Below are 11951 nucleotides of genomic sequence, written 5' to 3'. Positions count from 1 at the left end.
CGCGGCCGCCGCCCCCTGAGAGCGGCGAAAACCGACATACTGCTCATACTGCCCGACCAGCGGCAGCGCCCATAAGACAGATGGAGACTCCGACAGCATGGCCACGAGCACGGACACCCAGTCGCCCGCGCCCCACGCCGCCGACACCCACGACCTCATCCGCGTGCACGGCGCCCGCGTCAACAACCTCAAGGACGTCAGCGTCGAGATCCCGAAGCGCCGGCTGACGGTGTTCACGGGGGTGTCGGGGTCGGGCAAGAGCTCGCTGGTCTTCGGCACGATCGCCGCCGAGTCGCAGCGGATGATCAACGAGACGTACAGCACGTTCGTCCAGGGCTTCATGCCGACGCTGGCGCGGCCCGAGGTGGACGTGCTCGACGGGCTCACCACCGCGATCATCGTCGACCAGCAGCGCATGGGCGCCGACCCGCGCTCCACGGTAGGCACCGCCACCGACGCCAACGCGATGCTGCGCATCCTGTTCAGCCGGTTGGGGCAGCCGCACATCGGCTCGCCCAACGCGTTCTCCTTCAACGTGCCCACCGTGCGGGCCAGCGGCGCGATCACGGTCGAGCGCGGCGAGAAGAAGAAGCCGGTCAAGGCGACCTACACCCGCACCGGCGGCATGTGCCCGCGCTGCGAGGGCCGCGGCACGGTCAACGACCTCGACCTCACCCAGCTCTACGACGACTCCAAGTCGATCTCCGAGGGCGCCATCACCGTGCCCGGCTACAAGGTCGACAGCTTCTGGACCGTCCGCGTCTTCATGGCCTCCGGCCTCGTCGACCCCGACAAGCCGATCCGCGACTTCACCAAGAAGGAGCTGAACGACTTCCTGTACGGGGAGCCGATGAAGGTCAAGGTCGACGGCGTCAACCTCACGTACGAGGGGCTGATCCCGAAGATCCGCAAGTCGTTCCTGTCGAAGGACCCCGAGGCGATGCAGCCGCACATCAGGGCGTTCGTGGAGCGGGCGGTCACGTTCACCGCCTGCCCCGAGTGCGACGGCACCCGCCTCAGCGAACTGGCCCGCTCCTCGCGCATCGGCGGCGTCAACATCGCCGACGCCTGCTCGATGCAGATCAGCGACCTGGCCGAATGGGTGCGCGGCCTCGACGAGCCCTCCGTGGCCCCGCTCCTCGGCAAGCTGGCGCACACGCTCGACTCGTTCGTCCAGATCGGGCTCGGCTACCTGTCGCTCGACCGGCCGGCGGGCACCCTGTCGGGCGGCGAGGCGCAGCGCGTCAAGATGATCCGCCACCTCGGCTCCTCGCTCACCGACGTCACCTACGTCTTCGACGAGCCCACCGCGGGCCTGCACCCGCACGACATCCAGCGCATGAACGACCTGCTGCTGCGGCTGCGCGACAAGGGCAACACGGTGCTGGTCGTCGAGCACAAGCCGGAGACGATCGCGATCGCCGACCACGTGGTGGACCTGGGGCCCGGCGCCGGCTCGGCGGGCGGCGAGATCTGCTACGAGGGCACCCTCGAGGGGCTGCGGGCGGCCGGCACCATCACCGGGCGCCACCTCGACGACCGCGCCACGCTGAAGGACACCGTGCGCGAGCCGACCGGCGTCCTGGAGATCCGCGGCGCCACCACCAACAACCTGCGGAACGTGGACGTCGACGTCCCGCTCGGCGTGCTGACCGTCGTCACCGGCGTGGCCGGGTCCGGCAAGAGCTCGCTCATCCACGGCTCGATCCCGGCCCGCGCCGGCGTGGTGTCGATCGACCAGAGCCCCATCCGCGGCTCCCGGCGCAGCAACCCGGCCACCTACACCGGCCTGCTCGACCCGATCCGCAAGGCGTTCGCCAAGGCCAACGGCGTCAAGCCGGCGCTGTTCAGCGCCAACTCCGAGGGCGCCTGCCCCGACTGCAACGGCTCCGGCGTCGTCGAGACCGAGCTAGGCTTCATGGCCGGCGTCACCACCGTCTGCGAGGAGTGCGAGGGCAAGCGGTTCCACCCGTCGGTCCTGGAGCACAAGCTCGGCGGGCGCGACATCAGCGAGGTGCTGGCCATGCCGGTGGCCGAGGCCGTGGAGTTCTTCGGCGCGGGCGAGGCCCGTACGCCGGCCGCGCACGCCATCCTCACCAGGCTCGCCGACGTCGGGCTCGGCTACCTGACGCTGGGCCAGCCGCTCACCACGCTGTCCGGCGGCGAGCGGCAGCGGCTCAAGCTGGCCACCCACATGGCCGAGCAGGGCGGCGTGTACGTCCTGGACGAGCCGACCTCCGGCCTGCACCTGGCCGACGTCCAGCAGCTGCTCGGCCTGCTCGACCGGCTCGTGGACAGCGGCAAGTCGGTCATCGTCATCGAGCACCACCAGGCGGTCATGGCGCACGCCGACTGGATCATCGACCTGGGTCCCAGTGCCGGTCACGACGGTGGCCGGGTGGTGTTCGAGGGCACGCCGGCCGAGCTGGTCAAGGCCCGTTCGACGCTGACGGGCGAGCATCTGGCCGCGTACGTCGGGGCGTGATCGGCTCCGGTCTCCCCAGTCTGGGCAGCACCGGGACGGCCGCCAGGAGCAATCCGGTCAGCGCGGCCACGCCGAGGAACGCCCGCTGCACGCCGCCGGCGTCGGCGAGCAGGCCGAAGTACGCAGGGCCTGCCAGGAAGCCCAGGTAGGCGACCGTCGAGATGGCCGAGGTGGCCCGGCCCCTGAACGCGTCGGGGACGGGCCGCAGCCCGTACGACAGGAGGGTGGGGAAGAGCGTCGCGGTGCCCAGCGCCGCCGCGACGACGCCCGCCAGGGCGAGCTGCAGCGACGGGGCGAACGCCGTCAGCACGCCGCCCGCCGTCGCGATCAGGCCCGCGGTGACCAGCGTGGCGATCGGGCGGCGCAGCATGACGGGGCCGCCCGCCAGCCTGGCCAGCGCGGCCGTCGTGGCGAACGCGGCAGGGGCGACGGCGGCCAGCGCGGGCGAGGCCGCGAACGCGTCGGTCAGCAGCACCGCGGCCCAGGTCTGGAACGCGTTCTCCGCCGCGAACGCCAACGCCCCCACACCTCCGACCACCAGCAACGCCCCCCGCCCCGGCAACCGCCCGCCGCCCTCTGCCCGCACCGCCGCGCCGTCGGCCTGCTCGTCCCGATGGCCCGCCGGTTCCTGTGCGGCAGCGGCCTGGTCGCCGTCGGGCGCGGCGCCGTCCCGTACCGTGGTCGATCGGGTGGCGGCGGCCACGACCGTGCCGAGCGCGACCACGACGACGGCGGCGGCGGCGAAGGCGGCGAGCAGGCTGCCGGTCGCGGCGGCCAGCGCGCCCGCTGCCAGGCTGCTCGCCGCGACGGTGGCGGAGAAGGCGGCGTGCGAGCGGGCCACGACAGGGCGGCCGGTCCGCTTCTCCGCGGTGGCGGCGAGCGTGTTGATGGCCACGTCCGTAGCCCCTGAGGCGGCACCCACGGCGAGGATGCCCGCGCACAACCCGGCATAGCCGGACGAGACCGCGCACAGCACCACGCCCGCGACGCCCAGCAGCGTGAGCAGCATCCCGGCCACCCGCAGCCCGACGGCGTCCACGAGCCGCCCGGTCAGCAGCATGGCGGGCAGCGCCCCGGCCCCCACCAGCAGCAGCGCGACGCCGAACCGCGCATCACCCACCCCGGCATGGGCGCGCAGCAGGGGCAGGCAGGCACCCCACACCCCCCAGAACACCCCGAACCCCGCGAAACCCAGAAACGGCGCGGCACGACCCGGCAAGCTGGCTTCAGTCATATGTGTAACGATACACAACTAGGATGGCGGCGTGTCCACCAACCGCAGACGCGTGACGCTGAAGGACGTGGCCGCCCGCGCGGGCGTCTCGCTGATGACCGCCTCCTACACCTTCACCCGCCCCGCCCGCGTCGCCGACGCCACCCGCGAACGCGTCCACCGCGCGGCCGGCGAGCTGGGCTATCACCCCGACGCCGTGGGCCGCGCGCTGAAGTCCGGCCGCACCAGGCAGCTCGGCGTGGTCTTCAGCGAGCACCTGGTCTACGCCTTCGACGACCCGCAGGCGGCCAGGTTCCTCGCGGGCGTGGCCGAGGTGTGCGTCGAGGAGGGGCAGGGGCTGACGTTCATCCCGACGCGGGGCGACGCCGACGACGCCGACCGGGTGTTGTCGGCCGCCGTGGACGCGTTCGTGCTATGGACCACCACCGAGGACGACCCGGTGCTCGCGGCCGTCGCGGGCGATCCGCGGCCCGCCGTCATCCAGGGCGGCCCCGGGCGCGACGGCATCGCCCGCGTCACCCAGGACGACCGCGCCGCCGCCCGCGCCATCGCCGCCCGCGCGCTGCGCGAGGGCCGTACGCCCGCCGTGATCTCGTTCCCGCTCGACCGCGCCCGCGCGGCCATGACGACCACCGGCGCCGGTCTGCCGCCGCACGTCCCGTTCCCCGTCACCGACGCCCGCCTGCGCGGCTACCGCGACGCCATCGAGGAGGCCGGCCTGACCTGGGACGGCATACCGGTCGCGGTCGTCGCCCGCAACACCCGCGCCGACGGCGCCGCCGCCGCCCGCGACCTCGCCGACCGTCTGCCCGCGGACGCGCTCGTCATCGCCATGAGCGACGAGCTCGCGATCGGCGCCCGCCAGGCACTCGAAGACTCCCACCCGGGCGCCGCCTACCTCGGCTGGGACGCCTCACCGGCAGCTCGGCGGCTCGGCATCACCTCCGTCACCAACCCGCTGCGCGACCAGGGCCGCCGCTGCGCGCAGCTCGCCCTCGACCCAGGCGACGCCGGTGAGCGGGAGATCCCGTGGAGCATCACCGGGTGAGCCGGTTGTCCGCCTCGTGACCAGCCGCTACGGTGTGGGCGCGTGGATGCCTTCGAACGTTCCTGGGCGGCGTTGCGCGCCGCGGTCGCCGACCTGCCCGACGACGCCTTCGCCGAGCCGTCGGGCTGTGCCGGGTGGCTCGTGCGCGACCTGGTCTGCCACCTGGTCATCGACGCCCAGGACGTCCTGATCACCCTCGTCACCCCGACCGACGAGCCGCCGACCCGCGACGCGATCACGTACTGGGAGGTCACCGGCACTCCCCCGACCGGTGACGACCCGCTCGACGCGCTCACGGTCCGGCTGGCCGCCGCCTACGAGGACCCGTACCTGCTGAAGTTCCACCTCGACGACGTCGGCTCCGCCGCGGGACGGGCCGCCGCGCTGGCCGACCCCGCGATGCGGGTCCGTACGCGGGACGAGGTGCTCACGGCGGGCGACTACCTCACGGCGTACGTGCTCGAATGGACGCTGCACCACCTCGACCTGATCGCCCACCTGCCCGGCGTGCCCGGCCCGCCCGCTGAGGGGCCGGCCCAGTCGCGGGAGATGCTGGAGAAGATCGCCGGGGCCGCGTTCCCCGCGTCGTTCTCCGACGAGGCCGCGCTGCTCGTCGGCACCGGCCGCCGCACCCCGACCCCAGCGGAGCGGGACGGGCTGGGCGACCTGGCCGGCCGGCTGCCGTTCGTCGTGGGCTGACCTAGCGCTCCGCGTCCATCATGCGGCTCCCCCAGGCCCAGGCCGCGATCTCGACCCGGTTGCGGACGCCGAGCTTGGCCTGGGCGCCCGCCACATGCCCTTTGACCGTGCTCACCGCGATGAACAACTCGTCGGCGATCTCCTGGTTGCTGCACCCCCTGGCGACCGCAAGGACGATCTCGGTCTCCCGCGCGGTCAGGGGCTGCGCGGGCGCGCGGGCCGCGCCCCCCGCTCCGCGGTCGGCGAGCCGGCGCAGCAACCGCAGCGTGATCGACGGCGAGATGAGCGCGTCGCCCGCGTGGGCGGCCCGTACGGCCTCGACGAGCAGCGCGGGGCCGGCGTCCTTCAGCACGAACCCGGCCGCGCCGCAGTGCAGCGCGCCGTGGACGTATTCGTCCAGGTCGAACGTGGTGACCATGACCACCCTGGTCGGGGCGTCGGCCAGTGCGCGGGCCACCTCGATCCCGTCGAGGCGGGGCATCTGGACGTCCACCAGGCAGACGTCAGGACGTGTCCGGCGGGCCTGCTCGATGGCCTCGTCGCCGTCGCCCGCCTCGGCGACCACGACGATCTCGGGCTGGTCCTCCAGGATGATGCGCAGGCTGGCCCTGATCATCGCCTGGTCGTCGGCCACCAGCACCCGGATGGGCGGCGTCATCGGCGTTCCCCGGCGGGGACGGTGGCGCGCACGACCCAGCCCGCGCCAGGGCCGGGGCCGGCGGTCAGGGTTCCGCCCAGGGCGTCGAGGCGTTCCCGCATGCCGATGATGCCGTAGCCGGCGCGGTGGGGGCGGGCGGCCGGGTGCGGGGCGTCGTCCTCGACCACGACCGTGACGGCCTGCTCGTCCTGGGTGATGCCGACGGTGACCACACGGGCGTGCCCGGCGTGCCTGGCGACGTTGGTCAGCGACTCGCGGACGACGCGGTACACGGTGCTGCGCACCTCGGCCGGCCAGCCGTCGGGCTCGGCGGCCAGCCGCAGCCGCGCCGATCGGCCGGGGCCGTCGAAGCGTTCGACCAGCTCGGCGAGCTCCTGGGAACCCGTCACGCCGTGGGCGCTCTCGCGCATCAGGCCGACCACGCGGCGGGTCGCGGCCAGCGCCTCGTGGCCCGCGGCCTCGATGCCGGCGAGCGAGGCGGCCGTCCTGTCCGGGTGCTTGGCGGTGACGAGCTGGGCGGCCTGCGCCTGGAGCACGATGCTGGTGACGTGGTGGGCCACGACGTCGTGCAGCTCCCTGGCCAGCTCGCGGCGCTCGGCACGGCGTACGCGCTCGGTGGCGGCGCGGCGGCGGGCGGCCAGCCATCGGGGGACGAGCCCGCTCCCGAGAGCGGCGAGCCAGATCAGGCCGCCCTGGACCGGCACGGGCGAGCCGGAGCCGGTCAGCAGGCCGCCCGTCATGACGACCGCCCCTGCGGCGGCCACGGCGAGCGCCTGGACGGCGGGCAGTTCCCTGACCGCGGAGCCGATGAGCACCGCCAGGCCGAGCGCGGTGGCAGGGCCCGGCTCCGCCGGCAGGCGGAGGAGGTGTGCGGGCAGGACGGCGAGCCCGGCCACGGTCAGGCCGGCCACGACCGTCCACAGCCGGGCGGCGCGGCGTGCCACGGCGAGCACCGCCACCACCGCGCCGACGCAGGCGCCGGGCACCCAATAGCCGCCACCCCAGCTGGCGGCGAGGCGGACGGCCTGGTAGGCGATGGCCAGCGCGAGCACGACGCCGAGTCCGATCTCGGCCGCCACCTCGAGCCGAACGGGAGCACGCACGGCGGCCACGCTAGGGCACGGGTCCCATGGGCTTGTACCGGCCGAAAGTACTGTTCTGTTCCCACTGCCGGCGGCCCGCTGGTGGGCGGGCCGCCGGCGTCCTGCTCGTCCGACGTTCCAGGGCCGATGAAGCGATCGGGCCCGCCCGTCCCGCTCAGCGGCTCACCGGGGTCTCCTCATACACGCGCGACAGCTTCTCCGGATTGCGTACGGCGTACACGCCCCTGATCAGGCCGCCCTCGACCCGCACCGTGATGACGGCGTCGATCCCGCCATCGACGCGGAGCACCAGGGCCGGATGGCCGTTGACGTGGGCCGGCTGCAGCGCGCCGGCGCCGAACCTGGACAGCGCGGCGGCCAGCGGGGCGATCCGCTCGGCCCCCACGAGCGGCTCCAGCAGCGCCTCCACGACTCCGCCGCCGTCGCTGAGGAAGACGGCGTCGGGCGCGAGGACGGCGAGCAGCCCTTGCAGGTCGCCGGTCTCCGCCGCCCGCCGGAAGGCGTCGAGCGCGTCACGGATCTCGGCCGGCGAGACGCCCGCGCGCGGCCGGCGGGCGGCGACGTGCGAGCGAGCCCGGTGGGCGATCTGGCGGACCGCGGCCTGGCTCTTGTCCACGGCCTCGGCGATCTCGTCGTAGCCGAGGGCGAACACCTCACGCAGCACGAACACCGCCCGCTCGGCCGGCGTGAGCGTCTCCAGCACCAGCAGCATGGCCATGGAGACGCTCTCGGCCAGCTCGACGTCCTCGGCCACGTCGGGCGTGGTCAGCAGCGGCTCGGGCAGCCACGGGCCGACGTACGACTCCTTGCGCCGGCCGAGCGTGCGCAGCCGCATCAGCGCCTGCCGCGTCACCATCCTGATCAGGTACGCCCGCCGATCCCGCACCGTGCCGAGATCGACGCCCACCCACTTCAGCCAGGTCTCCTGCAGCACGTCCTCGGCGTCGGCGGCCGAGCCGAGCAGCTCGTACGCCACGGTGAACAGCAGGTTCCTGTGGGCCACGAAGTCCTCGGTGGCCGGGTCCATCCGGCCGGGGCGCTCGTTCACGGGCGGACGTTGTGGTTGCGGGAGAACAGGTTGCGGGGGTCGTGCCGGCGCTTGACCGCCGCGAGCCGCCGGAGGGTCCGCGGCGGGTAGACCGCGGCCACGTCGTCCGGCGTGGCGGAGGTGAGGAAGTTGGCGTACGCCCCGCTGACGTGGGGCGCAAGCCTGGCCCAGATCGCCTCCAGGGCCGGGCGGGCCGCCTCGACGATCGGCTCCGGCCCGGCCGCGGTGGTCACGAACATCAGCTCCGCCTGACGGTGGGCGTAGGCGGTGGCGTCGTCGGGGATCCGGGCGACCGCGCCTCCGACGCTGCGGACGGAGATGAACGGTGAGCCCTGCGCCGCCCCGATCTCCGCGAGCAGCTCCAGGACCTGGCGCACCGACCTGGCCTCGGCGAACGCGCTGCGGGTGAGCAGCCGGATGCCGGGCGGCGCGGCCTGGCCCTCCTCAAGGATGTCCGCGTACGGCAGGAGCGCGACGTCGTCGCTCAGCACCGTGCCCAGAGCGCGGATCGGGCCGATGGCCTTCGCGGCCGCCTCGGCGTCGTCGCCGTCGAAGGCGACCTGGATCCTCACCGGCGCTTCGTGGCCGCCCTCGAAGGGGTTAGCGAAGCTCGCGATGGAGGTCAGCTCGTCCGGGGCCGTTCGCATACAGGCCGCCCAGCCCTGGAGGACTTCTGCCAGTTCCGCGGCAGGGAAGGTGATCGCGCCGAAGAAGACGTCCGTCGTCGGGTGCGCCGCCAGCTCGAAGGCGGTCACCACGCCGAGGTTGCCGCCGCCTCCCCGCAGCGCCCAGAACAGCTCGGGGTTCTCCTCCACGCCGGCGCGCAGCACCGCACCGGAGGCGGTGACGACCTCGGCGGCGACCAGGCTGTCCAGGGTCAGCCCGTGCTTCCTGACCTTCCAGCCGATGCCGCCGCTCAACGTCAGCCCGCCGACCCCCACGCTCCTGGTGTCTCCCGAGGAGATCGCCAGGCCCAGCGGAGCCAGGGCGTCCGCGACCCGGCCCCAGGTGGCGCCGCCGCCCACGCGGACGATGTGACGTGCCTCGTCGATGACCTCGACGTCGGCGAGCCTGGCGAGGTCGAGGACGACGCCGCCGTCATTGGTGCCGAAACCGGCGAAGGCGTGACCGCCGCCGCGCACCGACAGCACCAGACCCGCGTCGGCGGCGAACCGGACAGCGGCCTGCACGTCCGCCACGCTCGCCGGCCGCAGGACGTAGGCCGGACTGCCGGGGACCAGCATCGTGCGAGCGGCCTCCTCGTAGCCGGCCGTGCCAGGCTCGATGACGTCGCCGCCGAAAGTGGTGGCCAAGAGGGCGTTCATGGTGCTCCTTCCACACGCCGGGCTTGTTCCCGGTCGAGCAGAAGATGCCGGCCGCCCGCTCGTTGTGACATCGCGGTGACGTGATCTACGCCACGCCGCACAGCCACTCCAGGCCGGCTTCGGCGTGGGTGACGACGGTGAAGTGGCTGTCGCCCTTGAGCAGCCGCAGGTCGGCGGCCGGGCAGTGCTCGGCCAGCCAGGCCGCCCGTACCTTCCGGCCCGCCGCCGTGCCCAGCGCGGCCACCCCGGACGGGATCATCCCGGCGAACCAGTCCAGACCGTCGGCGCCGTACGGGGCGATGCCGGCCAGGCTCAGCACCGCCCGGACACGGTCACCCAGCAGCGCGGCACACCCCAACGCGTAGGTGCCGCCGCCCGAATAGCCCGCGACGGCGAACCCGCCGATGCCGAGCGCGTCCGCGACGGCCGCCGCGTCACCGGCGACGGACGCGACCGTCCAGCCCCGGCGCCACGTCGGAGCCCCCGTAGCCCGGCCGGTCGAGCGCCAGCCAGCGCACCCCCAGCCGGTCGGCCGCTGCGAAGAGCGGCTCGGGAGGCGCGCCGAGGTTCGGCGTGCCGTGGTGCCACATGACCGGCAGCCGCTCGCCGTCGCCTGGAGCGGTGTCGTAGACGTGCAGCGTGCGACCCCCGTCCACGTGGACGTCCAGCTCGATCATCATGTCCTCGACGCTATCGTGCCTTCGGCGGCTGGAAGCCGCCGATCTCCTGCTCCAGCAGCTCGGCCAGCCGGAGCGGGGTGCGGTCCTCGAACATCGGGCCGATGAGCTGCACGCCCACCGGCAGCCCTTCGGGGGATCCGCCCGCCGGGACGGCGGTGGCCGGCAGGCCGGGCATGGTGGCCAGGCCGGCCCAGACGAGCTGGTCGAAGTACGGGTAGTCGGTGCCGTCGATGTCGATGCGCCGCCGCATCGGATCGGGGCTGTGGTCGTGCGGGAACGCCGGCGTCGGCGTCACCGGGCACACCACGGCGTCGAACTCGGCGAACAACGCCCGCCAGCCGTGCCGGTGGGCCTCGCGTCGGCTGTTCACCTTCAGCCAGTCGCGGTGGCTGAGCGTCAGGGCGCGCAGCCGTACGGACTCGAGGCTCTGGTCGTCGGGGACGTGCTCGTGCGCCCCCATGGGAAAGCGCGCGACCGCACCCGAGATCAGCAGCTGCATGGAGAGCCTCGCGGCCTCCGCCAGGTCCGGCAGCAGCGGGCTGTGCCACTCGACGCGGGCGCCTGCGTCGGTGAGCGCGGCGGCCACCCGGTGCACGCCCGCCCGCACGGCCGAGCCGGTCGGGAGCAGCGGATGTTCGTCGAGGACCAGGACCCGGAAGTCGCCGAGCCGGTCGCGGCGGGCGGGCGGCAGCTTGAGCTCGTACGCCAGGCCGTGCGTCAGCGGGTCGGGACCTGCCATGACGTCGAGGAGGAGCGCGAGGTCGCGGGCGGTACGCGCCATCGGACCGACGACCGCCAGGTCGAGCTCCGCCGGCGGCTCCTTCGGCAGGGCCATGCCGCGGGTCGCCGCCAGCCCGAGCGTCGGCTTGTGCGCGTAGACGCCGCAGAAGTGGGCGGGCGTACGCAGCGAACCGGCCAGGTCGGAGCCGATCGACAGCGCCCCGAACCCGCACGCCAGCGCCGCCGCCGACCCGCCGGACGAGCCGCCTGAGGTGCGGTCGCGGTCCCAGGGGTTGGTGGTGGTGCCGTAGAGGTCGTTGAAGGTCTGGATGTCCTGCAGGCCCAGCGGCACGTTGGTCTTGCCGAGCACCACCGCGCCCGCCTCCTTCAGCCGCCGCACCTGGACCGCGTCCTCGGCCGGCATGAAGTCGCGGTGCTGCGGCATGCCCCAGGTCGTGGCCATCCCTTCGACGTCGTACGACTCCTTGACCGTCACCGGGACGCCCAGCAGCGGCCGCTCCTCACCGCGGGCGCGCGCCCGGTCGGCGTCTCGCGCCGCTGCTCTCGCCCGGTCGAAGTCCGGTACGCAGATCGCGTTGGTCACCTCGTCGTCGCGCTCGATCCGGGCGATCGCGTCGTCCGTCAGCTCTGCTGAGCTCACTTCCCCGGCCCGCAATGCGACCGCCAGTTCTTCGGCCGACTGGTATTTCGTATCCATGGCGGAGGACTCTATTGGATTGCCAGGAATGCTGATCCCGGCACGTGTCACCGGCATTTACCGGAGAAGCGGAAATGGCCCCCTGGCAGCTCCGCCGGAAATGGCTTCACCGCAGGTCAGAAGAGCTGTCGGGCGAATCTCGGCTCTGGCGAGGCATGAAACTCCGCTGCCTGCAACGAGAGAGACATCTCAATTCTCGTCAGAACAGACCGCCCATCACGTCACTGGCCACA

The 11951-nt window shown here is 73.6% G+C and carries 11 protein-coding genes; 3 read left to right on the top strand and 8 right to left on the bottom strand.

What is annotated here, in order from left to right; genetic code table 11:
• The first annotated feature begins 97 nt into the window (after positions 1-97).
• The gene (locus ABZW11_RS08005) at positions 98-2485 is read left to right on the top strand and encodes an excinuclease ABC subunit UvrA (RefSeq protein ID WP_355413904.1); all 2388 of its coding nucleotides are present in this window, start codon (positions 98-100) and stop codon (positions 2483-2485) included.
• On the opposite strand, the gene ABZW11_RS08000 is transcribed toward ABZW11_RS08005, so the two are convergent.
• Positions 2430-3719, bottom strand: a complete 1290-nt coding sequence (locus ABZW11_RS08000) for an MFS transporter (RefSeq protein WP_355413902.1) — start codon at positions 3717-3719, stop codon at positions 2430-2432. The genes ABZW11_RS08005 and ABZW11_RS08000 overlap by 56 nt on opposite strands.
• A 31-nt stretch (positions 3720-3750) precedes the next feature.
• Here ABZW11_RS08000 and ABZW11_RS07995 point away from each other — a divergent pair, with 31 nt between their 5' ends.
• Together ABZW11_RS07995 and ABZW11_RS07990 are read left to right on the top strand one after the other, a co-directional pair.
• Positions 3751-4767: a LacI family DNA-binding transcriptional regulator gene (locus tag ABZW11_RS07995; RefSeq protein ID WP_355413900.1), complete on the top strand. Its 1017-nt coding sequence runs from the start codon at positions 3751-3753 to the stop codon at positions 4765-4767.
• A gap of 42 nt (positions 4768-4809) precedes the next feature.
• Positions 4810-5466 (top strand): maleylpyruvate isomerase N-terminal domain-containing protein, encoded by a 657-nt coding sequence (locus ABZW11_RS07990; protein ID WP_355413898.1) that lies wholly within the window; start codon positions 4810-4812, stop codon positions 5464-5466.
• A gap of 1 nt (position 5467) precedes the next feature.
• Here the strand turns inward: ABZW11_RS07990 and ABZW11_RS07985 are convergent, their stop codons facing one another.
• The 7 genes from ABZW11_RS07985 to ABZW11_RS07955 all read right to left on the bottom strand — a co-directional run bounded on the left by ABZW11_RS07985 (position 5468) and on the right by ABZW11_RS07955 (position 11718).
• Complete coding sequence (locus tag ABZW11_RS07985) at positions 5468-6124, bottom strand: response regulator transcription factor (protein ID WP_355413896.1); 657 nt, start codon at positions 6122-6124, stop codon at positions 5468-5470.
• Entirely contained in the window at positions 6121-7227 is a 1107-nt protein-coding gene (locus tag ABZW11_RS07980) for a histidine kinase (protein ID WP_355413894.1), read from the bottom strand. Before ABZW11_RS07980 ends, ABZW11_RS07985 begins: the two co-directional genes overlap by 4 nt.
• 154 nt (positions 7228-7381) lie before the next feature.
• Positions 7382-8254 (bottom strand): RNA polymerase sigma-70 factor, encoded by an 873-nt coding sequence (locus ABZW11_RS07975; protein WP_355414060.1) that lies wholly within the window; start codon positions 8252-8254, stop codon positions 7382-7384.
• A 17-nt stretch (positions 8255-8271) separates the two neighbouring features.
• Positions 8272-9600, bottom strand: a complete 1329-nt coding sequence (locus tag ABZW11_RS07970) for an FAD-binding oxidoreductase (protein ID WP_355413890.1) — start codon at positions 9598-9600, stop codon at positions 8272-8274.
• An 85-nt stretch (positions 9601-9685) separates the two neighbouring features.
• On the bottom strand, positions 9686-9919 hold the full coding sequence (locus ABZW11_RS07965; RefSeq protein ID WP_355413888.1) for a hypothetical protein: 234 nt from the start codon (positions 9917-9919) through the stop codon (positions 9686-9688).
• 115 nt (positions 9920-10034) lie between these two features.
• The gene (locus tag ABZW11_RS07960; protein WP_355413886.1) at positions 10035-10280 is read right to left on the bottom strand and encodes a hypothetical protein; all 246 of its coding nucleotides are present in this window, start codon (positions 10278-10280) and stop codon (positions 10035-10037) included.
• A 10-nt stretch (positions 10281-10290) separates the two neighbouring features.
• Complete coding sequence (locus tag ABZW11_RS07955) at positions 10291-11718, bottom strand: amidase (RefSeq protein WP_355413884.1); 1428 nt, start codon at positions 11716-11718, stop codon at positions 10291-10293.
• Positions 11719-11951: the final 233 nt, after the last annotated feature.

The organism is Nonomuraea sp. NPDC004580, assembly GCF_040609855.1.
Taxonomy (GTDB): domain Bacteria; phylum Actinomycetota; class Actinomycetes; order Streptosporangiales; family Streptosporangiaceae; genus Nonomuraea; species Nonomuraea salmonea.
Note: the sequence above shows the minus strand (reverse complement) of the source record. Positions and strands in the feature narration are given on the sequence as shown.